This is a genomic window from Micromonospora sp. NPDC005979, from assembly GCF_040614415.1.
Classification (GTDB): Bacteria; Actinomycetota; Actinomycetes; order Mycobacteriales; family Micromonosporaceae; genus Micromonospora.
In genome coordinates this window covers 395,907-418,340 of record NZ_JBEXUR010000002.1, presented here as the reverse complement: position 1 = coordinate 418,340, position 22,434 = coordinate 395,907, and the positions used below count along the sequence as shown (strand labels likewise).

Annotated in this window: 19 protein-coding genes; 13 read left to right on the top strand and 6 right to left on the bottom strand. The window is 70.8% G+C overall.

Annotated features, from left to right (window positions below):
* Positions 1-65 precede the first annotated feature (65 nt).
* The 3 genes from ABZ272_RS05160 to ABZ272_RS05150 form a co-directional block, all read right to left on the bottom strand.
* Positions 66-1,580 (bottom strand): glycosyltransferase 87 family protein, encoded by a 1,515-nt coding sequence (locus tag ABZ272_RS05160; RefSeq protein WP_355048599.1) that lies wholly within the window; start codon positions 1,578-1,580, stop codon positions 66-68.
* Positions 1,581-1,776: 196 nt separating this feature from the next.
* Entirely contained in the window at positions 1,777-4,563 is a 2,787-nt protein-coding gene (locus ABZ272_RS05155; RefSeq protein ID WP_355048598.1) for a transglycosylase domain-containing protein, read from the bottom strand.
* Between the two features lie 196 nt (positions 4,564-4,759).
* Positions 4,760-5,215, bottom strand: coding sequence for a DUF5318 domain-containing protein (locus ABZ272_RS05150; protein WP_355048597.1), 456 nt, complete (start codon positions 5,213-5,215; stop codon positions 4,760-4,762).
* A 175-nt stretch (positions 5,216-5,390) separates the two neighbouring features.
* On the opposite strand from ABZ272_RS05150, the gene ABZ272_RS05145 reads away from it, so the two are divergent.
* Together ABZ272_RS05145 and ABZ272_RS05140 are read left to right on the top strand one after the other, a co-directional pair.
* Positions 5,391-6,029, top strand: a complete 639-nt coding sequence (locus tag ABZ272_RS05145; RefSeq protein WP_355048596.1) for a PadR family transcriptional regulator — start codon at positions 5,391-5,393, stop codon at positions 6,027-6,029.
* A gap of 23 nt (positions 6,030-6,052) precedes the next feature.
* Positions 6,053-7,132 (top strand): inositol-3-phosphate synthase, encoded by a 1,080-nt coding sequence (locus ABZ272_RS05140; protein ID WP_355048595.1) that lies wholly within the window; start codon positions 6,053-6,055, stop codon positions 7,130-7,132.
* 147 nt (positions 7,133-7,279) lie between these two features.
* On the opposite strand, the gene ABZ272_RS05135 is transcribed toward ABZ272_RS05140, so the two are convergent.
* Entirely contained in the window at positions 7,280-7,759 is a 480-nt protein-coding gene (locus ABZ272_RS05135; RefSeq protein ID WP_355048594.1) for a methylated-DNA--[protein]-cysteine S-methyltransferase, read from the bottom strand.
* A gap of 69 nt (positions 7,760-7,828) precedes the next feature.
* Here ABZ272_RS05135 and ABZ272_RS05130 point away from each other — a divergent pair, with 69 nt between their 5' ends.
* The 4 genes from ABZ272_RS05130 to ABZ272_RS05115 are packed head-to-tail and all read left to right on the top strand — an operon-like array spanning position 7,829 to position 11,578.
* Positions 7,829-8,347, top strand: coding sequence for a SigE family RNA polymerase sigma factor (locus ABZ272_RS05130; protein ID WP_355048593.1), 519 nt, complete (start codon positions 7,829-7,831; stop codon positions 8,345-8,347).
* Positions 8,344-9,456 (top strand): hypothetical protein, encoded by a 1,113-nt coding sequence (locus ABZ272_RS05125; protein WP_355048592.1) that lies wholly within the window; start codon positions 8,344-8,346, stop codon positions 9,454-9,456. The genes ABZ272_RS05130 and ABZ272_RS05125 overlap by 4 nt, the downstream gene beginning before the upstream one ends.
* A 40-nt stretch (positions 9,457-9,496) precedes the next feature.
* Positions 9,497-10,018: a hypothetical protein gene (locus ABZ272_RS05120; RefSeq protein ID WP_355048591.1), complete on the top strand. Its 522-nt coding sequence runs from the start codon at positions 9,497-9,499 to the stop codon at positions 10,016-10,018.
* 27 nt (positions 10,019-10,045) lie between these two features.
* Positions 10,046-11,578: an SPFH domain-containing protein gene (locus ABZ272_RS05115; protein WP_355048590.1), complete on the top strand. Its 1,533-nt coding sequence runs from the start codon at positions 10,046-10,048 to the stop codon at positions 11,576-11,578.
* Between the two features lie 164 nt (positions 11,579-11,742).
* Here ABZ272_RS05115 and ABZ272_RS05110 read toward each other — a convergent pair whose 3' ends face one another.
* Positions 11,743-13,203 (bottom strand): CCA tRNA nucleotidyltransferase, encoded by a 1,461-nt coding sequence (locus ABZ272_RS05110; protein WP_355048589.1) that lies wholly within the window; start codon positions 13,201-13,203, stop codon positions 11,743-11,745.
* Between the two features lie 126 nt (positions 13,204-13,329).
* Here ABZ272_RS05110 and murJ point away from each other — a divergent pair, with 126 nt between their 5' ends.
* The 7 genes from murJ to ABZ272_RS05075 all read left to right on the top strand — a co-directional run bounded on the left by murJ (position 13,330) and on the right by ABZ272_RS05075 (position 21,621).
* Complete coding sequence (gene murJ / locus ABZ272_RS05105; RefSeq protein WP_355048588.1) at positions 13,330-15,087, top strand: murein biosynthesis integral membrane protein MurJ; 1,758 nt, start codon at positions 13,330-13,332, stop codon at positions 15,085-15,087.
* A gap of 436 nt (positions 15,088-15,523) precedes the next feature.
* Positions 15,524-17,131 carry a protein kinase family protein gene (locus ABZ272_RS05100; protein WP_355048587.1) on the top strand — a complete coding sequence of 536 codons (1,608 nt, stop codon included), beginning with the start codon at positions 15,524-15,526 and terminating at the stop codon, positions 17,129-17,131.
* Positions 17,132-17,174: 43 nt separating this feature from the next.
* Positions 17,175-17,867: an RNA polymerase sigma factor SigM gene (sigM, locus tag ABZ272_RS05095; protein ID WP_355048586.1), complete on the top strand. Its 693-nt coding sequence runs from the start codon at positions 17,175-17,177 to the stop codon at positions 17,865-17,867.
* Positions 17,864-18,829, top strand: coding sequence for a hypothetical protein (locus ABZ272_RS05090; protein ID WP_355048585.1), 966 nt, complete (start codon positions 17,864-17,866; stop codon positions 18,827-18,829). Before sigM ends, ABZ272_RS05090 begins: the two co-directional genes overlap by 4 nt.
* A gap of 175 nt (positions 18,830-19,004) precedes the next feature.
* Positions 19,005-19,955, top strand: a complete 951-nt coding sequence (gene trxB / locus ABZ272_RS05085; protein WP_355048584.1) for a thioredoxin-disulfide reductase — start codon at positions 19,005-19,007, stop codon at positions 19,953-19,955.
* Between the two features lie 31 nt (positions 19,956-19,986).
* On the top strand, positions 19,987-20,310 hold the full coding sequence (gene trxA / locus ABZ272_RS05080) for a thioredoxin (protein WP_355048583.1): 324 nt from the start codon (positions 19,987-19,989) through the stop codon (positions 20,308-20,310).
* Positions 20,311-20,460: 150 nt separating this feature from the next.
* A complete protein-coding gene (locus ABZ272_RS05075) occupies positions 20,461-21,621 on the top strand; it encodes an N-acetylmuramoyl-L-alanine amidase (RefSeq protein ID WP_355048582.1) in 1,161 nt (386 codons plus the stop codon).
* Positions 21,622-21,627: 6 nt separating this feature from the next.
* Here the strand turns inward: ABZ272_RS05075 and ABZ272_RS05070 are convergent, their stop codons facing one another.
* Positions 21,628-22,293, bottom strand: coding sequence for a GNAT family N-acetyltransferase (locus ABZ272_RS05070; RefSeq protein WP_074315552.1), 666 nt, complete (start codon positions 22,291-22,293; stop codon positions 21,628-21,630).
* Between the last annotated feature and the right edge of the window lie 141 nt (positions 22,294-22,434).

Sequence of the window (22,434 nt, the reverse complement as noted above, 5' to 3'; positions counted from 1 at the left end):
ATCCCTGCGCCGGGCGGGCTCCCCCCGCAAACCTGACGTGGCTCCGGCGCGTCAGGTCCTGGAGATCACGTGGCGGTGGCGGTGGCGGGCTCGGGCTCCAGGTCGGGTTTGGTCGCGGGGCGGCGCCAGCGGTCGAGCCAGGGGGCGTCTGGTGCGCCGTCCAGTACGCCGCCGTCCGGGTCGTCGGCGTAGGTGGCGCGTACCGCGTCCTGCTCTGGGTGCAGGATCTCCCGCACGACCAGCACGCACAGGGTCACCACGGTGGCCAGCCGCAGCGTCGAGGCCAGCACGAATACGCCTTCGGGGAAGACGGGACGGCTGGTCGCCGCGCCCAGCAGCTCACCGTAGAAGGCCACGAAGTAGCAGACCTCGGCGAGTTGCCAGGCCAGGAAGGCGCCCCACTTCGGCCGGGCCAGCACCACCAGCGGCAACATCCAGAGCACGAACTGCTGGGACCAGACCTTGCTGAAGACGAGGAACGCGGCGACCACCAGGAAGGCGAGCTGCGCGAGCCGCGGCCGGCGCGGTGCCCGCAGCGCCAACACCGCCACGCCGATGCAGGCCAGCCCGAACAGGGCGTACGAGATGGTGTTGAGGGTCGGGATGTTGGTGTTCAACCATTCGAACGGGCCCTGCTCGCCGGGGTCGTTGCCGACCTTGCCGTCGAGGTAGCGCCCGATGTACCAGAGCGTGCCCCAGTCGATCGGCCGGGTGGTGTTCAGCTCGAAGAACCGACCCCAGTTGTCCGGGTTGGCCCGGTAGGCCGGCAGGTTCACCAGCACCACGGCCACCACCGCCGCGCCGAGCGTGGTGAGCGCGGCGCGGAGCCGGTTGGCCCGCAGCGCCAGGACGAGGATCGGTCCCAGCAGGAACAGCGGCCAGAGTTTCGCCGCGCCGGCCAAACCGAGCAGCACGCCGGCCGCCACCGGTTGTCGCCGGGCCCACGCCAGCAGACCGAACGCCGCCAACCCGATGGCGAGCAGGTCCCAGTTGACGGTCGCGGTGAGCAGCAGCGCCGGGGCGAGCGCGAACAACGCGGCGTCCCAGGGTCGCCGGCGGCGCAACGCGAGGATCACCGCCACGGTGGCCACGGCGAGCGCGCCCAGCACGAGCGCGTTGAGGTTGTAGAACCACTGACCCTGGTTGATGCTCGGGTCCCCCTTGCCGATCGCGTGCACCGGCAGACCGAGGGCGCCCATGAAGTAGCCGGTGAGCACCGGGTACTCCACCGGGTGGTCCCGGTAGGGCACCTTGCCCTCGTTGAGGCCCTCGGCGTAGTAGAGGGCGAGGACGTCCGTGTAGCAGAACCGGTTGTACTGGACGTTGTTCTGCCACGCGCCGTCCTGGCACGGGGATTTCTGCACCCAGTGCAGCGCGAGCGTGAGGCAGACCAGCGCCAGGACGATCCGGACGGCGGTCCAGAATCGGCGTTCCTGCCCGGCCGGCCGGTCCAGTGCCGTCGCGTGGTCGCCCAGCGGCCCGCCGATGGCGCCGGACAGGCCGCGGACGAACCCGTCGGACCGGGACGGGTGGTCGGTGGTTCCGGCGTCGTCGATGCCGGGCGTCGACTGGGTGCTCATAGAGAGGCATCCTGCCGTACTCGCAGCGGTGCGTCATGTACTCGTGCGCCCGTCGAGGTCACGACCCGCACCGTCGACAAGCGACGAGTGCCCGGTGCCACTACGTCAACCGCCGGCCGGACAGGTCGTCCGGCCGGCGGCGGCGTGTGCGCTGTGGCTCTTGTTCCAGGGTGCTCAGTGGCAGGTCGGGTGGCGGCTAACCGGTCGGACCGCCCGGCCCACCGGGACCGCCCGGGTTGTTCCCGCCGGGGTTGCCACCGTTGCGGGGGCAGAACGGATTGGTCAGCGGGTCACAGGGCTGTCCAGGCTGACCTGGTTGCCCCGGCTGACCCGGCGGCGGTGGCGGAGGCGCCGCCGGCTCCTTGCCGTTGCCCTTGGTGATGTCGCCCTCACCGGTGACGGTGGGCAGGGGGATCTCCTCCTGACCCTTCAGGGCGGTGTTCATGTACTTCTCCCAGATCGGGCCGGGGAGGGTCGAACCGCCGATGGGCTTACCGCTCGCGAGGCGGATCTCGGGCTTCTTGATATCCCGGCTGCCCACCCAGACGGCCGTGGCGATCTGGGGGGTGTAGCCGACCGTCCAGGCGTGCGCGTTGTCCTCGCTGTTGTACTCCCAGGTGCCCGTCTTCGCGGCGGCCTGGCGGCCGCCCTCCAGCGAGAGATGGTTGGGGGCGGGGATCTGCTTCAGGACCGCGGTGACCTCGTCGGTGACCTTCTTGTCGATCCGCTGCTCGGGCTTGATGCGCTCGCTGCCGACGACCTTCCACTTACCGGTGCTCTTGTCCTGCTGCTCCACCTTGATGACGAAGTGCGCCTTGATGTACTTGCCGTCGTTGGCGAACGTCGCCATCGCGTTCGCGTGGTCGAACACGGTGAGCGGGTACTTGCCGAAACCGGTGTAGTTGTCGAACGGGTTCGGCCCCTTCTTCGACAGGTCGAACGCCTGCGGCGGGTCGACTCCCCACATGGTGGTCACCCCGGCCTTGCGGGCCATGTCGACCACCTTCTCGGCGCCGATCTCCTTGGTGACCCAGTAGAACGGCACGTTGTACGACTGGATCGTCGACTCTTCGAGGGTGCAGTACTTGCCGCACTTGAGGTTGGTCCGGCCGGCGTTACCGATCGCGACCTTGGAACCCTCGGGCTTGTACGGCGTGGGGTCCCAGTGCGACTTCACCGAGATGCCCGCCTCGATCGCGGCGGCCAGGGTGTAGACCTTCATCGACGAGCCCGGGGCGTGACCACCGGCTAGGTCGCCGTTCTTGTCGGTGTTCTTGCCGGCGTAGTCGAAGTCGGCGCCACTGTCACCGCCGTAGTAGGCGAGCACCCGGCCCTTCTTCGGGTCGATCGAGACAACGGCCGCCATCAGGTTCTTGGGCTGGTCGTTGAGCTCCGAGCCCTTCTTCGACTGCATGGCGACGTTCTCGGCGGCCGTCTGGAGCTTCGGGTCGATGGTCGTGGTGATCCGGTAGCCGCCGTCGCGCAGCGCGTCGACACAGCTCGTCTTACCCTCCGCGCCGCTGTCGGAGCAGAGGCCCATCGCGTCCATCTCCTGACGGACGTAGTTGATGACGTTGCCCCGGGGGCTGTCGACGCCGAAGCCGTTGCCGCCCTTCTTGGGTGGCAGCACCTTCGGGTACGCGATCGGGGCGGCGGGGTCCAGCCACTTTTCCTTCTTCATCCCGTCGATCACGTAGTCCCAGCGGGTCTTCGCGTCGGTCGGGTTGACCGACGGGTCGTAACCCTTGTGGGTCGCGGACGGCACCGGCTGCTTGATCAGCGCGGCCAGGACCGCGCCCTCGGCGGGGGTCAGCTTGATCGCCGGCTTGCCGAAGTACGTCTGCGCCGCCGCCTCGATGCCGTACGCGCCGCGACCGAAGTAGATGACGTTGAGGTAGTGCTGCATGATCTCCGGCTTGCTGTACGCGTCGTTCAACTTGGAGGCGAGGATCGCCTCCTTCACCTTGCGGCCGTAGGTGTCGTCCTTGAGGTTCTCGAACGCGTTGCGGGCGTACTGCTGGGTGATCGTCGACGCGCCCTGCTTGTCACCGTTGGAGACGTTGTTCCAGGCGGCACGGACGATGCCCTTGTAGTCGACGCCGGAGTGCCGATAGAAGTTCCGGTCCTCGGCCGCCGCCACCGCGTGCTGCACGTGCTCCGGAATCTGGCTGATGGTGACGAAGGTGCGGTTCTCGTTGCCGAGTTTGGCCAGCGTGGTCTTGCCGTCCTTGGCGTACACCGTGGTGGACAGCGGCAGCGGCAGCTCCTCGGGCATGACCACGTTCGTCGAGTAGTAGGTGAACCCGACCACGCCGGCACCGGCGAGCATGATGAAGACGGCGAACCCGGCGATCAGCAGGTTCATCCGCTTGCGCTTCTTGGCCCGCGCCGCCGCGGCGGGGTCACCCGCGCCGCGACCGCCCCGGCCACCGCGACCGGGCCCGTTCGGTCCGCCCGGACCATTCGGACCGCCGGGACCACCCGGCCCGCCGGAGACCGGGGAGACGCTCGCCCGGGCGACCGCGGCGCGGCCACCCACCGACGCGGAGCCGACGCTGGCCCGACCCGCCGAGGCGGCGCCGACGGCGGCGGTGCCCACCCGGGCCCGACCGGCGGGCGCTCCCGGCGCCGGGGACACCGGAACGGACGCCCGACCGGCGCCGGCACGGCCCGCAGCCGCGCCCGGTGCCGGCGACACGGGCACCGAGGCCCGACCACTGCGGCCGGGCGTCGCGGATCCGGCGGCAGCGCCGGGGGGCGGCACGGAGGCCGAGCCACCGACCGACGCGCGGCCGCCGGCGGCTCTCGGTGTCACCGAGGCCCGACCAGGGGGCGCTGCGGGCTCCGCGGAGGACCAACCGCCCGCGCGGGAGTCACCGCCGGGTCTGCGGTACGCGTCGTCCGCGCCCGGTCCGGGGTCACCGTCCGGGCCCGGGTACTGGGCCCGACCGCGCGCGGAGCTGGGATCGCCGTACGAGTTCATTCTTCACACCCTGCCGGTCGCGGTGGGACGCGACAGCGCCGCCACCGGGTTGCCGTGAGTTGCTTCACCCGGACCACCGGCACGAGGGTGCCGGTTCGCCAGGGTCATTGCTGAATCAATCGGGCCAATCGGACCAACGAGTGGTCGGTCGTTCCGGGTCATGTCCATACCCCGGAGCCGGTCCAACCCGCTGAAGTCACCGTTGCGCCTCTCGCCTCCGCCGACCCACGCCCTCGGCGGTCGCAGTATCCTGCTCGTCGGCGCCAACACTGTCGCCGTCGCCGGTGAGACCGTCCCGACCGAGCAGGTACTGCTCGACGAGATGGTTCCAGTCACAGCCGAGGCACACCTCCACCACGAAGACCTGGAACTCACGTAGCGTCATCGCCAGCACCGGCAACTCGGCCAGTGTCCGGGCCTGTCCGGCGGACTGCTTGAGTTCGTCCCCGTAAATGTAGTGGACCAGCGTCAGATTCTCGCTGCGGCAGATGGGGCAGCGCAGGTCGGTCGGCTCGCCGTGGAAGCGTGCAGCGTTCTTCAGGTACGGCGACGCGTCACACACGTCGTACGTACCGATGCGGCTGGCCATGAGCTCACGCAGCACTGCTCGCTTCTGAAGCGAGTAGTCGACGATCTGGCGCTGCGTACGCATGCGGTGAAGGGTACGCGGTCCGGCTCGACGAGGCGACCACGGTCACGATGCGTGACGACAACACCCCGGAACGGGGGTTTGCCCTGGCCGGCAGCAGCCGCTAACGTGCGATGTATCGGTCCGATACATCGCGGCGGTTACCGCTCCGCGCCGGAGGGTAAAGGGAGGGTGGCCCGTGCTCGAATTCGCCATCCTCGGCCTCCTGCAGGAGTCTCCGATGCACGGCTATGAGCTGCGCAAGGAGTTGACCGCCAAACTCGGCGCGATCCGGGCGGCGATCAGCTACGGCTCGCTCTACCCGACCCTGCGCAGGTTGCAGGCGGCGGGCTGGATCACCGAAGCCGCCGAGACACCCGCCACCGCCGAGGAGGTTCCCGCGCTGACCAGCCGACGAGGTCGGGTGGTCTACAAAATCACCGCGGAGGGCAAGGAACGCTTCGCCCAGCTCATCGCACAGGCCGGGCCCGAGACGTACGACGACACGGGTTTCGGTGTGCACTTCGCGTTCTTCGCCCGGACCGACCAGGCGACCCGCCTGCGCATTCTGGAGGGTCGCCGCCGCAAGATCGAGGAACGTCGCGAAGGCCTTCGCGACGTGCTGGGCCGGGCGGCCGAGCGCCTCGACGCTTACACCTTGGAACTGCAGCGCCACGGCCTGGACGCCTGTGAGCGTGAGGTCCGCTGGCTGGAGGAGCTCATCGCCAACGAGCGCTCCGGCCGAGCCCCGACGGTCCCCCACCTGGGGACAGCCGGTGGCCGACGAGAAGACAACAGCCCGCCTCCGCCTGGAGAGACCAGGAAAGAGCGGCCGTGACAGAAAAGAAGGAGGCAGACGCTATGGGCTCCGTCCGCGTCGCCATCGTCGGTGTGGGTAACTGCGCCTCGTCCCTGGTTCAGGGCGTCGAGTACTACCGCAACGCCGACCCGAACGACCGCGTCCCGGGTCTCATGCACGTCACCTTCGGCGACTACCACGTCTCTGACGTTCAGTTCGTCGCGGCGTTCGACGTCGACGCCAAGAAGGTGGGCATGGACCTCGCGGAGGCGATCGTCGCCAGCGAGAACAACACCATCAAGCTCTGCGACGTACCGCCGACCGGCGTGTCCGTGCAACGCGGCCCGACCTTCGATGGTCTGGGCCAGTACTACCGCGAGATCGTCGAGGAGTCCGACGCCACCCCGGTCGACGTGGCCCAGGCGCTGCGCGACGCGCAGGTCGACGTCGTCGTCTCCTACCTGCCGGTCGGCTCCGAGCAGGCCGACAAGTTCTACGCCCAGGCCGCGATCGACGCCGGTTGCGCGTTCGTCAACGCCCTGCCGGTCTTCATCGCCTCCGACCCCGAGTGGGCGCAGAAGTTCACCGACGCGGGCCTGCCGATCGTCGGCGACGACATCAAGAGCCAGGTCGGCGCCACCATCGTGCACCGCGCGCTCGCGAAGCTCTTCGAGGACCGCGGTGTCGAGCTGCTGCGCACGTACCAGCTCAACTTCGGCGGCAACATGGACTTCATGAACATGCTGGAGCGCAACCGCCTGGTCTCGAAGAAGATCTCGAAGACCCAGTCGGTCACCTCGCAGATCCCGCACGAGATGAGCAAGAGCGACGTGCACATCGGCCCGTCGGACCACGTGCCGTGGCTGGACGACCGCAAGTGGGCGTACATCCGCCTGGAGGGGCGCTCCTTCGGCGACACCCCGCTCAACGCCGAGCTGAAGCTCGAGGTGTGGGACTCGCCGAACTCGGCCGGTGTCATCATCGACGCCGTCCGGGCCGCGAAGATCGCGCTGGACCGCAAGATCGGTGGCCCGATCCTGTCGGCCTCGTCGTACTTCATGAAGTCCCCGCCGGTGCAGTACGCCGACCACGACGCCCACCAGGCCGTGGAGGAGTTCATCGCCGGCGAGGTCGAGCGCTGACCCGCTGAACCACCAGCACGGCCGAGGGCCGGGTCCGGTCGGACCCGGCCCTCGCCGCGTCCGGGCACTGCCGGTGCGGCGATCGGTGGCTGCCCAGCAGCACCGTGTTCGGCGTGTCGCCCCGCTCAGCAGCCAACGATCAACGGGTCAGGACCAGGCCTGCCGCAGAGCCACGCCCGCCTCCAGCTCCAGCAACCTGACCTTGCGCGGCAGGCCGCCGCCGAAACCGACCAGCTTGCCGCCCGCGCCGACGATCCGGTGACACGGCACGATCACGGGGATCGGGTTGCGGTTGCAGGCCACTCCCACCGCGCGCGCCGCCCCGGGATCGCCGACCAGCCGCGCCACCTCGCCGTACGTCAGCGTCCCGCCGTACGGAATGCGGGTCATCTCCCGCCACACCGCCCGCTCGAACTCGGAGCCGCGCGGGGCCGACACGGGAACCGTGAACGCGGTCAACGCACCCGTGAAGTACGCCCGCAGCTCGGCCACGACCTGCCGGGACAGCGGATCGCCCGGCTCGTCGACGGCCGCGTCCACCCGACCGAAGTGGGCTCCGCACACACTTGTGTCGTCGGTGGCCACGGAGAATTCCCCGATCGGCGAGTCGAGCACAGTCCAGCGCACAAACCCATTGTCCCTCGCGACGAGGCAAAGTTCCGCTGCCGCTCGGCGTCTGAACTACGGAGGTGGGCGGTGGCGGATGTCGACGGGGAGTTCACCACGTTCGTTCAGGAACGGGGTGCCGCCTTGCTGCGCGTCGCGTACGTGCTGGCCGGGAATCAGCACGCGGCAGAGGACCTGCTGCAGAACGCGCTGGCCAAGGCGTACGCGCGCTGGCCGCGCATCAGGGGTGACGCCGAGCCGTACGTGAAACGCATCCTGTACCACGATCAGGTGTCCGGCTGGCGACGGCGAGCGCGGCGAGCGGAGGTGCCTGTGGCGGAGCTACCGGAACGGCCGGTGGACAGCGACAGCGGCCGCGAGACCGATCTGCGGTTGCTGCTGCTGGACGCTCTCCGGGCGCTGCCGCCACGGCAACGGGCCGTGCTCACCCTGCGCTACCTGGAGGACCTGAGCGTCGAGCAGACCGCGTCGCTGCTCGGCTGCCGGACCGGCACGGTCGCCAGCCAGAGCACCAGGGCACTGGCGCGGCTGCGGCGCCTGGTACCGGGGCTGGACGAGCTGACCAGCCGCCCGGAGGTGACGCGATGACCGCACAACTCGACGCCCTGCTCCGCAGGGCCGTACGCGACCTGGCCGAGGGCGCCGCGCCCGCTCCCGGGCTCGCCGTCCGGGCGCTCGGCCAGGGACGCCGGCTGCGTCGGCGGCGGCGGTTGACCGTCAGCGCGGCAGTGCTGGTAGCGGTCGTCACGGCGGCTGTGCCGTTCGTGCTGCTGCGTCCTCGGCCGGCCGCAACTCCCGCGACGCCACCCACGGATGCGACTCCGTCACCCTCGATCACCTCGTCACCGTCGGTCCGGCCCACCCCGGGAGCGAACTGGACCGCCGCGCCGCTGGTGCTGCCCGGTAACTGGGTGGTGACCCGGGCACAGTTCGCCGGCGGGTCGGGCAGCGGATTCCTGCTGGACCGGAGCCGGGGCCGCTACGTGCCCACCGACCGCTACGACGCCATCTTTCCCGCACCTACCGGGTCTCTGGTCGCGGTCGTCGAGGAGGACCGTCCACGCGAGGTCGGTCTCGTCGACATGGCCACGGGAAAGACCCGCTGGCACGAGGTAGGCCGTGCGCTGAGCCGCCCGACCTGGTCACCGGACGGTCGCCGCCTCCTGTTCACCACCACTGCGCTGGACCACTTCGGCTTCGTCGTGGTCGAGCGCGACGGCACGAAGCGTACCCACCAGGTGTCCCGGAAGGATTACCTCTGCACCGACCAGTGCTCCTTCGTCTGGACCCGGGACGGCCGGGAGGTGGCACTGCCACAGACCGCCCAGGGCAGGCCACGGTCCGAGGCGGTCCGGCACCCCCGAAGTGGTGTGCAGATGTTCTCCGCCGACGACGGACGACCGACCCGGTCGGAGCCGCTACCCGGCGATCCCGCCGGGCCGTGGGCCTGGTCGCCGGACGGTCGCCTGGTCGTCGTGCAAGGCCAGCAGGAACCGTTGCTGGTGGAGGCGGCCAGCGGACGGGTGGTCAATCCGTTGCCGAGCGCCGACGCCGCCTGGGTCGACGACGACCTGCTGCTCTACCGGGAACCCTACAAGGGTGACTTCGTGCTCGCCGACACCACAGGGCGCGAACTCGTCCGCCAGCCACTGCCCGCACAGCTGTCCGAGTTGGAGATCAACGTGGCGCCTCGTTGAGCCGTTCGGCCCTTCATCGGCGTTGCGCGGCATCGATACCGTGCAGGTCGTGGCCACGGGGACGCTCATCTTTCTGATCATCGGCGGAGCCGGTGTCGCGGTACTGGCGCTCGCCCTGCTCGGCAGCGAAATGCTCCACTTCGGGCACGCCGACGTGGACGGCCCGATCTCCACCGAGACGATCGCGGGCTTCGCCGGAGCGTTCGGCTTCGGCGGGGCGATCGTCAACGAACTGCTCGGTGCGCGTACCCCCGGGATGATCGCGGGCGCGGCGGCCGGCGGTGTGCTCGCGGCCGTGCCCACGGCGTGGCTGGCGTCCCGCTTTAGTCGGGCGGCGCGCAACATGCGCACCGACGCCACCCCCACCCGCGACGACCTGGTCGGCGCGCTCGGCCTGGTCGTCACGCCGGTGCCCCTCGACGGGTACGGCGAGGTGCGGGTACGCGTCGCCGGCCAGCCGGTCAAGCTCAACGCCCGCGCCGACCAGCCGATCCCGATCGGCGCGCAGGTCTTCGTCGTGCAGGCGCTGAGTGAGACCAGCGTGCACGTCGAGACCTACTGATTCCTTCTCGTAGACAGGACCCCCTTAATGCCCCTGTTGATAGCTGTCGTGGGCGCGGTCGTCCTCGCGCTCGTCCTGGTGTTGTTCGTGCTGTCCCGGATCAAGGTGGCCGGGCCGAACGAGGCCTTCATCGTCACGGGTCGCAAGGGACGTACCACGCACACCGCCGACGGCGGCCGGTCGACCGACACCTCCGGGCAGAAGGTGGTGCTCGGCGCCTCGGTCTTCGTGCTCCCGGTGGTGCAGAAGCTCCAGTCGCTCGACCTGTCCAGCCGGCGGATCGACGTCGGCATCCGGGGCGCGGTCAGCAAGCAGGGCATCCGTGCCGACCTGCACGGCGTGGCGATCGTCAAGGTCGGCGGCACCGAGGACGCGATCCGGGCGGCCGCCCAGCGGTTCCTGCACCAGCAGGACGAGATCGACAATTTCACCCGGGAGGTGCTGGCCGGCGCGCTGCGTTCGATCGTCGGTCGGCTCACCGTCGAGGAGGTCATCCGGGACCGGGCGGCGTTCGCCAGCGCGGTGGCCGAGGAGGCCGAGCACTCGATGACCAACCAGGGTCTGGTGCTCGACACCTTCCAGCTCCAGGACATCCTCGCCGAGGGCTCCTACCTGCAGGACCTGGGCCGGCCCGAGGCCGCCCGGGTGCTCAAGGACGCGGCCATCGCCGAGGCGCGGGCCCGGCAGCAGGCCGAGCAGGAGCGGCTGCTCGCCGAGGAGGCCATCGCCGAGGCGAACCGTAACCTGGCACTGAAGCAGGCCGGCATCCAGGCGGAGATCGACGCGGCGAAGGCCAAGTCGGCCGCGGCCGGGCCGCTCGCCCAGGCGGAACGGGACCAGGCCATCCTCTCCGAGCAGCAGAAGGTGGCCGAGCGCAACGCCGAGCTGAAGCAGCGCCAACTGGACACCGAGGTACGCAAGCCGGCCGACGCCGCCCGGTACAAGGTGGAGCAGGAGGCCGAGGCGGCCCGCAACGCGGCGGTGCTCACCGCGGACGCGCAGCGTCAGGCGGTCATCGCCGCCGCGCAGGCTTCCGCCGAGCAGGCGCGGCTCACCGGTGAGGGCGAGCGGGCCCGGCGGGCGACCCTCGCCGAGGCGAACGCGATCGAGGGCGCCAAGGAGGGTGAGGCCGAGCAGCGTCGGCGCTCCGCGATCGCCGAGGCCGTCGAGCGCGAGGGTCAGGCCGAGGCGGCGGCCATCCTGGCCAGGGGTGAGGCCGAGGCCGACGCGATGGCGCGCAAGGCCGAGGCGTTCGCGGCGTATGGCGAGGCCGCGGTGCTGGATCTGCTGGTCAAGGTCCTGCCGCAGGTCGTCGAGGCGGCCAGCGCTCCGATCGGGGCGATCGACAAGATGACGGTCATCTCCACCGATGGCGCGTCGTCGCTGACGAAGTCGGTGGCCGGCAACGTGGCACAGGGTCTACAGCTCGGCAGCGACCTCACCGGCATCGACCTGGCCGGCCTGCTGGCCCGCCTCGGCTCGGCATCGGCGCCCGGCGGCAACGGCACCCCCGCGGCCAAGAACCCGTCCGTAGACGGAACAGCCGTCGAAACGCGCTAGTCCATCACCCACCCCGCCCCCGCCCCCGCCCCCGCCCCCGCCCCCGCGATCTTGCACTTTCTGTCGCGACAAGAGAGGGCAGTCCCCTCATATCGACGACAGAAAGTGCAAGATCGGCGGATTCGGGGCGGGGCAGGGGCGGGGGGCGCGGGGTTGGGGCGGGGTTAGGGGATCAGGCCTTCGGCGCGGGCCCAGCGCAGCAGCTCCGCCTCGGCGGCGTCGCGGTCCAGGGGCCCGTGCTCCAGGCGCTGTTCCTTGAGGTGCTTCCAGGCCCGCCCGACGATCGGCCCCGGAGGTACGCCGAGCAGCTCCATGATCGCGTTGCCGTCCAGGTCGGGGCGTACCCGGGCCAGATCCTCCTCGGCGGCGATCCGGGCGATCCGCTCCTCCAGCGCGTCGTAGTCGGCGGCGAGCTGGGCCGCCTTACGACGGTTGCGGGTCGTGCAGTCCGAGCGGGTCAGCTTGTGCAGCCGGGGCAGCAGGTCACCGGCGTCGGCGACGTAACGACGCACCGCCGAGTCGGTCCACTCGCCCCGACCGTACCCGTAGAAGCGCAGGTGCAGCGCGACCAGCGCGGTCACCTTCGCGGTGATCTCCTTGGGGTACCGCATCGCCTTCATCCGGGCCTTGGTCAGGCGGGCGCCCACGACCTCGTGGTGGTGGAAACTGACCCGACCGTCGGACCCGACGGCCTTCGTGGCCGGCTTGCCCGCGTCGTGCATGAGGGCGGCCATCCGCAGGATGAAGTCGCAGCCGTCCTCCTCGTAGGAGACCGCGTTCTCGACGACCGTCAGCGTGTGCTCGTACACGTCCTTGTGCTGGGCGTGCTCGTCGATCTCCAGCTTCAGCCCGGTCAGCTCCGGCAGGAACCGTTCGGCCAGACCGGTGTCGACCAGCAGACGCAGCCCGGTGATCGGGTCCGCGCCGCAGAGCAGCTTGGTGAACTCGTCACGGATCCGCTCGGCGGTGATCCGGTCCAGGTCGGCGGCCATCTCGGTCATCGCGACGTGCACGTCCGGGTGGACGGCGAAGCGCAGTTGGGCGGCGAACCGGGCGGCCCGCAGCATGCGCAGCGGGTCGTCGCCGAAGGACTCCCGCGGGGTGCTGGGAGTACGGATGACCTTGGCCGCGAGGTCGTCCAGCCCGCCGTGCGGATCGGTGAAGCGGTGGTCCGGCAGGCTGACCGCCATCGCGTTGATGGTGAAGTCGCGCCGCTTCAGGTCCTCGTCGAGGCTGGTGCCGTAGATCACCACCGGGTTGCGGCTGACCTGGTCGTACGACTCGGCGCGGAAGGTGGTGACCTCCAGCCGGAGGCCGTCGCGCTGGAGCCCGATGGTGCCGAACTCACGGCCGGTCTCCCAGATCGACTCGGCCCAGCCCTTGACGATCCGCAGCGTCTCGTCGGGGTGGGCGTCGGTGCAGAAGTCGAGGTCGTCGCCGAGTCGGCCGAGCAGCGCGTCGCGTACCGAACCGCCCACCAGGTGTAGCTCGTGGCCGGCACGGACGAAACGGCGGCCCAGCTCGTCGGCGACCGGGGAGACCCGGAGCAGTTCGGCGACGGCGTTGCGCTGCGCGGCGGTGAGGTCGCGGCGGTCGGCGGCGTGGGGAACGGAGGCTTCGGACATGGGATCGCCAGCCTATCGGGCCGGGGTGTGATCCGATCCGCCGGGCGCGGGTAACGGGTGCGGGTTGACTAAGGTCTGTGACGTGCGGGTCGGTGCCCGGCTCGACGTACCCCTGGGAGGCTGGAGATGAGCGGCGGGCTCTACCGCAGCGCGAATGCCGCGCGGGACGGTGGTGCGGGAGCCAACATCCGCCCCTCCGACGGCGCCACCTTCATCTCCGCGGAGCCGCTGAACCAGCCCGCCATGGAGTCGACCGCCCCGCCGCAGGAGCAGGTGGGCGAGGCGAGCGCGGCGACCAACAGCGCGGTGATGGCGATCGGGAGCCTGGTCAGCCGGGGTACGGGCTTCCTGCGCACGCTCGCGCTGACCGCCGCGCTCGGCGGCGCGCTGGTGGGTGACGCGTACACGACCGCGCAGATCCTGCCCGGCATGGTGTACGAGTTCCTGCTCGGCGGCATCCTCACCAGTGTCCTGATCCCGGTGCTGGTCCGCCGCCGCAAGATCGACAGCGACGGCGGTCAGGCGTACGCCCAGCGGTTGCTGACCCTCGCGGTGCTGGCGCTGGCCGCGGCGGCGCTGGTCGCGGTGGCCTTCGCCTCCGTGCTGACCTCGCTCTACGCCAGCAAGAAGACCGGGGCGGACTTCCGGGATCTGGTCACGGCTCTGTCGTACCTGATGTTGCCGATGATCTTCTTCACCGGTCTCAGCGCCCTGATCAGCGCGGTGCTCAACACCCGGGGGCACTTCGCCGCGCCGATGTGGGCGCCGATCCTGAACAACATCGTGGTGATCGGCACGGCGGGGCTCTACATCGCGATCTTCGGTGCGGAGATCGTCCGGCCCGACCAGATGACCACCGGCCGCATCCTGCTGATCGGCGGCGGCACCCTGCTCGGTGTCGCCATCCAGGCCGCCGGACTGCTGCCGGCGCTGCGCAAGGTCGGCTTCCGCTGGCGGTTCCGGTTCGACTTCCGCACCCTCGGGCTGCGCGAGCTGGGCCGCCTGGGCGGCTGGATGTTCTGCTACGTGGCGGTCAGCCAGGTCGGCCTGATCGTGCTGTTCAACCTGCTGAACAGGGCGGGCAAGGAGAACGCCGCCGGTCCGCTGATCTACAACAACGTGTTCCTGCTGCTGATGATGGCGCACGGCATCATCGCCGTCTCGATCATCACGGCGTTGATGCCCCGGATGAGCGCGGCGGCCGCCGACGGCCGCTACGCCGACGTCGCCGCCGACCTGTCCCGGGGCACCCGCACGGTCTCGGCGGTCCTCGCCCCGATCGCGGTCTGCTACGCGGTGCTGGCCACCCCATTGGCCGTGACGCTGTTCCGGTACGGCGCGTTCACCGACGAGAATGCCGCCGACACCTCGCTGGTGCTGCTGCTCGCGGCCCTGGCGCTGGTGCCGTTCGCGATCAGCCAGCTCTTCACCTTCGCCTTCTACGCCCTGCCGGACACCCGCACCCCGGCGCTGATCAACATTCCCGTGGTCGCGCTGCGGATCGGCGTGCAGGTGGTGCTCTACGTCGCCTTCGCCGCGCACTTCGCGGCGGCCGGGATGATGATCGGTAACGCCGTGTCCTACCTGGCGGCGGCGTTCGCCTCCGCGTGGCTGCTGCGCCCCCGGATCGGCCGGATCGGGATGGGTGCCATCCTGCGCACGCTCGGCCGGGTCCTCGTGGCCGCGTTGGGGGCCGCCCTGGTCGGCCTGCTCGTGGTGAGCCTGCTGCCCGGCGGCGACACGCCGAGCTGGATACAGGCCGTCCTTCAGCTCGTGATCGGCGGCGCCGTGATCGGCGGAACCTACCTCGGGCTCGCCATGGCGCTGCGGATCGGAGAGATCACCGAGGTTGTCGGCATGGTCCGCCGTCGTCTCGGTCGTTGAGCCGCACCCACAGTCGCCGGCCACACGGAACGTGACCATGGATCACCAGCCTGGGGATGTCCCTGTGGATAACTCCGCGATTCACCGGTCAGCCGCCGGATCGGCCTGTGGATAACCAACCGTACGGCTGAGCGTGGGCGACCGATCGGCGGGGAACCGGCTGGTGGACGAGGGCGGCACGCCCGGCCCGGCCCCGACGTCGGTCACTTGCGGTGAAGCCGTAGATTAGCTAGTACATGTGCCAGCAACGTGGCTGACAACGGTCGTAACCGGACGACTTCCCCGATCCCCGGCACCCCGCCGGGTACGGCAAGAAGATGACATGTCGGGGAGACGGGCAACCCGGGTAAGGTCGCTCTCGACGGATACGGCAGGCGCCGACGCTGCGCGTCGACACCGGTTGGCCGGTTCCTTCAACGGCAGAGCGGGAAGCCACATGCCCAGCAGTACGGGTCCATCGATCGACACGATCACCGAGGGAGGACGGGTGACCCAGGTCGGCGAGGGTCAGGAGGCGGACGAGAGCGCTCCTCCGATCATGACCTTCGGTGCTCCCACGGCCGGTGAGATCCTCGCCGAGCGTTACGAGCTGGTCGAGCACATCAACAACGACAGCGCGGGTCGACTGGTCTGGCGCGGGGTCGACGTCATCCTGCGCCGCCCTGTCGCGGTGGTGCTGCGCTACCCGGGTGGCGACTCCGCCACCGAGATGCTTCAGGCGGCCGTCGCGGCCAGCCGGGTCATCCACCCCAACCTCGTCGGCGTGTACGACGCCATCGACGAGGCCGAGCGGGCGTACGTGGTCCGCGAGTGGGTGGACGGGCAGTCGCTGCGCGATCTGGCCGCCGAGGGCCCGCTGGACCCGGCTCGCGCCACCGCTGTCGGCAACGCCGTCGCCAGCGCGCTGGCCGCGGTGCACGCCACCGGCATGGTGCACGGCAACGTCCACCCCGGCACCGTCATGATCAGCGACGATGGTCGCGTGGTCCTGGCCGACGCCCGCACCGACGGCGACGACAGCCAGGAGAGCGACATCCGGGCGGTCGGCGGCGTCCTCTACTTCGCGCTGACCGGTCACTGGCCGCACGCCGAGGCACCGCTGCGCGGGGCCACCGCCGGTCACGGGCGGGCCGCCATCCCGGACGCCGTCCGGGATGCCGCCAGCGCCCTCGCGGCGCCCCGCCAGGTGCGGGCCGGCGTGCCCGCGTACCTGGACGACCTCACGATGGACCTGCTCGACGCCGACATCGCGCCGCCGTCGTCCGATGTGCTGGCGGCCGAGTTGGCCCGGCTGGACGTGCCGGCCGAGGAGGACCACTACCTCGACAACGGCGGGCCGCTGCGGTTCACCGCCGAGACCGGGGAGGAGCCGTCCCCGCTGGCCGCCGCCGGTGGCCGCAAGGTCGCCATCGGCATCGCCGGTCTGCTGGCGGTCGCGCTGGTCGGCCTGCTCATCGGCATCAGCGCGCTCGGCGGCGACGACAAGGACCCGCAGGAGACCGCCGGGGCGACGCCGAGTGCCAGCGCTCCGGCCGGCGAGGCCACCCCGGCCGCCGCCACGGTGCGCAATCTCAAGGTGCAGGACATCCGGATCATCGACCCGGACAGCGCCCCGCGGGACGAGCTCGACGGCGCCAAGAAGATGACCGATGGCGACAACGACAAGGGTTGGGAGACCGACCGCTACCCGAACGCCACGTACGGCAACCTCAAGTCCGGCATGGGTGTCTGGCTCGACCTGGGTTCGCCGCACACGGTGAAGTCGGTGCAGGCTGTGCTCTCCGGTCGGGGCGCCACCGCGAAGCTGCTCGCCGGCACGACGACCTACCCGGCGACCTCCAACGGCGACAAGTCGATGGTGTCGAACTACAAGACGGAGATCGGTGTCCTCAAGGAGCACGACGGCACCACGATGACCTTCAACGGGTTCGACGCCGACCAGAAGTACCGGTACCTGCTGCTCTGGTTCACCGAGTTGCCGCCCAACGGCGACGACGGCGGCTTCAAGCTGGGAGTGCAGGAGATCACGGTCCAGGGTTCGTGAGCCGCACGGCACGCCCCGGGCAGCGCATCAGCCGGATGCGGTGATGGACGGGCGCGACGCGGCAACGGATCTGGAGCTGCTGCGCGCCCACGTCGCCGGCGACCGGGACGCCTTCGCGGCCCTGTTCCACCGGCACCGCGATCGGCTCTGGGCGGTGGCCCTGCGGACGCTCGGCGACCGTGAGGAGGCCGCCGACGCGCTCCAGGACGCCCTGCTGTCGGCACACCGCGCAGCAGCCCGCTTCCGTGGTGACTCCGCCGTCACCACCTGGCTGCACCGGATCGTGGTGAACGCCTGCCTGGACCGCATCCGACGCCGGCAGGCGCACCCCACGGTGCCGCTGCCCGACGGCAACCGGACCGACGGATCGGGCACCGGCGGCGTCGAGCCGGCCGCGCCCGTGCAGGACCACGACACCGCGCTCGTCGTCCGCGCGGCGCTCGCCGCGCTCCCGGTCGAGCAGCGGGCCGCCCTGGTGCTGGTGGATGTGCAGGGCTACCCGGTGGCCGAGGTGGCCCGCATCCTCGGGGTCGCCGAGGGGACGGTGAAGAGCCGGTGCGCCCGGGGCCGGGCCCGGTTGGCGGTGCTGCTCGGGCACCTCCGCCCGGCATCGACGCGTCCCGGACGGGTCGACCCGGACGTGCCCGACGTCACGGCGGGGAACCCACGCCCGGCCGAGGGCGTCGGATCGGGGTCGGTTCGCATCCGGCAGGACGCCAATCAGGAGGAGACGTGACGGCCGAGGAGTTCAGGGAGGTCGACGCCGACCTGCTCGCTGACTACCTCGGCGGCGCGTTGGACGGCACACCGCAGCAGGTGGAGATCGCCGAACTGGTGTCCACGGACCCGTCCTGGGCCGAGGCGTACGCGCTGCTGGCACCCGCGGTCACACAGGTGAGTGCGGACCTGGCCCGCTGGGCCGAGCCCGCCCCGGAGCTGCCGTCCGCCGTGGCCAAACGAATCGCCGGCGCGCTGGCGGCAGCCGACACCCCGCCCACCGAGGTGACCGGTTCCGCCACGCCGGTGACGGTGCCGGCGCAGGGTGGACGTCGACCCACCAGCTCGTCCCCCGCCGAGTCGGGGCGCAGCGGCTCCACCGGCCCGGGTCGCCGGCAGCGTCGCTGGATCCGCAGCGCCACCCCGGTGGCCGTCGCGGCCGCCGCCGTCGTCGCACTCGGCCTGGGGCTCAGCCACCTGTCGACCGACACCGCGGACTCCGGCGCCGTGGACCGCCCGGTCAACGCGCGGGAAGAGGCCGCTGCCGGCGCGGCGGCCCACACGTCCGGCCCGACGTTGCACAGCGGCACCGACTACACCCCGCAGAGCCTCGGCGGAACGCGGAGCGGCGTCCCGCCGACGCAGCCGTCGCCGATGCTGGGGGCGAGCAGCAGCGGCCCCGGCGAGCAGCCCGGGGTGGACACCGGAGGTGAGCGACGACCTTCCCCCGACGGGTCGAACCAGCTCGCCCGGCTCAGCACCGAGGCCGCGCTGACCGGTTGCCTGGCATCCGTGGCGGCGGAGCACGGCTCGGGTCCACTCGTCGTCGAAATGATCGACTACGCGCGGTTCCAGGGCGAGCAGGCGCTCGTCATCCGGTTCACCGACGCGACCGGATCGCGCTGGGCCTGGGTGAGCGGCGCCGAGTGCGGCGTGCCCGGGTCCGGCTCGGACAGCCGGTATTCGGCGCGGGTAGGGTGAATCCGCAGCACGATGAGCGTCCACGTGACCTGACCCACCGGTTGCCCGGTTCGGGAATCCCCGCTTCGTACGATGACGTTCTGGAAGTCAGCTGCCGGCACCCTCCAGGCGTCGGCACTCGGATCAGCATCGGTGCGCGCGCCGACGCCGAACACACACAACTCGGGAGACGGCAGTGGACGAGGTCCGCAACCTGATCATCATCGGCTCCGGCCCGGCCGGTTACACGGCGGCGGTCTACGCGGCGCGCGCCAACCTGAAGCCGCTGATCATCGAGGGTGTCCAGTCCGGCGGCGCGCTGATGACCACGACCGAGGTGGAGAACTTCCCCGGCTTCGCCGACGGCATCCTCGGCCCCGAGCTGATGGACAACATGCGCAAGCAGGCCGAGCGGTTCGGCGCCGAGTTCCTGACCGACGACGTGACGCGGGTCGAGCTGGTCGACACCGGCGACGCCGGCTCGGGCGCGACGAGCACCGTGTGGGTCGGCGAGACCGCCTACCGGGCCCGCGCCGTGATCCTCTCCACCGGTTCGGCCTGGCGTCCGCTGGGCGTGCCGGGCGAGCAGGAGTACCTGGGCCACGGTGTCTCGTCGTGTGCCACCTGTGACGGCTTCTTCTTCCGCAACCAGCACATCGTCGTCGTCGGCGGTGGTGACTCGGCGATGGAGGAGGCCAGCTTCCTCACGCGCTTCGCCGACTCGGTGACCATCATCCACCGGCGCGACTCCTTCCGGGCCAGCAAGATCATGGCCGACCGGGCGCTGAGCAACGAGAAGATCAAGGTCGAGTGGAACAGCACCGTCGAAGAGGTCCTGGGCGCTGACGGCAAGGTCACCGGCGTACGGGTCCGCAACGTACACAGCGGCGAGACCAAGGTGCTGGACGTGACCGGCGTGTTCGTGGCCATCGGCCACGATCCCCGCAGCGAGCTCTTCCAGGGCCAGGTCGAGCTGGACGACGAGGGCTACGTGAAGGTCCAGGCGCCCAGCACCCGGACGAGCGTGCCCGGCGTCTTCGCCGCCGGTGACGTGGTCGACCACACCTACCGCCAGGCGATCACCGCGGCCGGCACCGGTTGTGCCGCCGCGCTCGACGCCGAACGGTTCATCGCGACGCTCAGCTGAAACAGGAAACACATCCCGGAGGAGGGCAATAGTGGGAAATACCAAGGCGGTCACGGACGCGAGTTTCGTCGCCGACGTGCTGCAGGCTGACAAGCCGGTACTGGTGGACTTCTGGGCCGAGTGGTGCGGGCCGTGCCGTAAGGTGTCGCCGCTGCTCGAGGAGATCGCGGGCGAGATGGGCGACCAGGTCACCGTCGTGAAGCTCAACATCGACGAGAACCCGGAGACCGCCCGGGCGTACCGGGTGATGTCGGTGCCGACCCTCACCGTCTTCAAGAACGGCCAGCCCGTGCAGTCGGTCGCCGGCGCCAGGCCGAAGGGCGAGCTGGTCCGGCTCATCGAGTCGGCCCTCTGATCAGCACGAACACCACCGAACCCCGTACCCGCTCGTCGGGTGCGGGGTTCGGTGTTTTTCCCGGCCCGAGCCCGTCGCCGGTCCGGAACGCATAGCCTCAAGCTCAGGGCCGCCGCCCGGCCAGCCAGACTCGTGCAGAGGGGGTCGTGCGTGCGTCCGATCCGACCCGGAGACCGGGGACCTGCGGTCACGGAGATCCGTACCATCCTCGCCGGCCTCGACCTGCTCGCCGCCGGCCCGCACAGCGACGAGTTCGACCTGGACACCGAACGCGCGGTCCGCGCGTTCCAGCAGTCGCGGGGGCTCAGCGTGGACGGCCGGGTCGGCTCGGAGACCTGGGGCGCGCTGGAGGCCGCACGCTGGCGACTCGGTGCCCGCACCCTCTACCACGCGGTCCCCGAGCCGCTCACCGGCGAGGATGTCCGGTCGCTGCAGGAACGGCTGCTGGAGATGGGGTACGACGTCGGCCGCGCCGACGCCATCTACGGCATCCGGACGTCCCGGGCCGTGGCCCAGTTCCAGCGCGAGGTGGGTCTCACACCCGACGGCTCCTGCGGCCCGCACACGATGGACGCGCTGCGCCGGATCGGTCGCAAGGTCGTCGGCGGTCGCCCCCAGTGGTTGCGCGAGTCCGACGCGATCCGCCAGTCCGGACCGGCGCTGGTCGGTAAGACGGTGGTCATCGACCCCGGCCACGGTGGCACCGACCCCGGGATGGTGGTTCCGGACGGCCCGCTGCGCTGGACGGAGGCCGACCTCGTGCACGACCTGGCGAGCCGGTTGGAGGGACGACTCGCCGCGTCCGGGGTCCGGGTTCAGCTCACCCGGGGTCCCGCGCCCGACGCGTGCCTGCCGGACACCGACCGGGCGTTGCTGGCGAATTCGCTCGGCGCCGACGTGTTCATCTCCCTGCACCTCGACGGGCACGCCAACCCGGACGCGGAGGGGGTGGCGACCTACCACTACGGCACCGACAACGGGGTGACCTCGGCGACCGGTGAACGGTTGGCGGGTCTGGTGCAGCGGGAGATCGTGGCGCGGACCGGGCTGCGGGACTGCCGTACGCACGCCAAGGCGTGGGACCTGCTGCGACTGACGAGGATGCCGGCGGTCCGGGTCGAGGTCGGCTACCTCACCTCGCCCGTGGACCGCGCCCGGCTCGTCGACCCCCGCTTCCGCGACCGGGTGGTGGAGGCGATCGTGGCCGCCGTCCAGCGGATGTACTACCCGATCGAGCGGGACGTGCCGACCGGCTCGCTCGACGTCAGCGAACTGCGTGCGGTCGTGGCCGCCGGCACCGTGGTCGACTGATCCCGCTCAGCCGCCCGTGGAGCGGGTGGCCGGGGCGGGCCGGACCGGCCGGAGCAGCGTCTCCGGGCTCATCGAGCCGAGCAGCTTCTCCAGCGCGTACTCGACGTCGGACTTCCAGCTCAGCGCCGTACGCAGTTCGAGCCGCAACCGGGGGAAACGGGGATGCGGACGTACCGTCTTGAAGCCGACGGAGAGGAAGAAGTCGGCCGGTGCCACGCAGCCGCCGGCCGGATCGTCGGCGTCACCGAACTTGGCGTCGCCGAACGCCTCGATCGCCTTGATGCCCCGCTTCGTCAGGTCCCGTGCGACGCCCTGCACCAACATCCGGCCCAACCCGCCCCCGGCGAACGCGGCGACCACGTTGGCGGTCATCAAGAGCGCGGCATCGGCCGAGACCGGCGACGTCGGGAACGCCATCGAGCGGGGAACGTAGGCGGGTGGCGCGTACATCACGAAGCCCGCCGGCATGCCGTCGACGTACGCGAGCTTGCCGCAGGACCCCCACTCCAGCAGGGTCTGGGAGACCCACGCCTCCTTCTCCAGGCCCGGGTCACCGGCGGCGCACGCCCGGTCCGCGGAGACCGGATCAAGCTCCCAGTAGACGCACTGACGGCAGGGGCGCGGAAGATCCTCCAGCGTGTCGAGGGTCAGGCTGACCAGACGTCGCGACATATGGCGCATCCCCACAATAGGCTCGGTGGTGAGACCGGCACGGAACGACAGCGCCGCCTTCCTGCCCCCGACGAGCGATCGTACGCCGCCGATCGACCGTACGGGAGGGGACTCGCAGATCCCCACCCCCGACGGGAGGGT

Bases quoted from the DNA above. Each gene is read 5' to 3' on its own strand.
- ABZ272_RS05160 (WP_355048599.1), bottom strand. From the start codon at position 1,580: ATGAGCACCCAGTCGACGCCCGGCATCGACGACGCCGGAACCACCGAC.
- ABZ272_RS05155 (WP_355048598.1), bottom strand. From the start codon at position 4,563: ATGAACTCGTACGGCGATCCCAGCTCCGCGCGCGGTCGGGCCCAGTAC.
- ABZ272_RS05150 (WP_355048597.1), bottom strand. From the start codon at position 5,215: ATGCGTACGCAGCGCCAGATCGTCGACTACTCGCTTCAGAAGCGAGCA.
- ABZ272_RS05140 (WP_355048595.1), top strand. From the start codon at position 6,053: ATGGGCTCCGTCCGCGTCGCCATCGTCGGTGTGGGTAACTGCGCCTCG.
- ABZ272_RS05125 (WP_355048592.1), top strand. From the start codon at position 8,344: ATGACCGCACAACTCGACGCCCTGCTCCGCAGGGCCGTACGCGACCTG.
- ABZ272_RS05115 (WP_355048590.1), top strand. From the start codon at position 10,046: ATGCCCCTGTTGATAGCTGTCGTGGGCGCGGTCGTCCTCGCGCTCGTC.
- ABZ272_RS05110 (WP_355048589.1), bottom strand. From the start codon at position 13,203: ATGTCCGAAGCCTCCGTTCCCCACGCCGCCGACCGCCGCGACCTCACC.
- murJ (WP_355048588.1), top strand. From the start codon at position 13,330: ATGAGCGGCGGGCTCTACCGCAGCGCGAATGCCGCGCGGGACGGTGGT.
- ABZ272_RS05100 (WP_355048587.1), top strand. From the start codon at position 15,524: ATGCCCAGCAGTACGGGTCCATCGATCGACACGATCACCGAGGGAGGA.
- sigM (WP_355048586.1), top strand. From the start codon at position 17,175: ATGGACGGGCGCGACGCGGCAACGGATCTGGAGCTGCTGCGCGCCCAC.
- ABZ272_RS05070 (WP_074315552.1), bottom strand. From the start codon at position 22,293: ATGTCGCGACGTCTGGTCAGCCTGACCCTCGACACGCTGGAGGATCTT.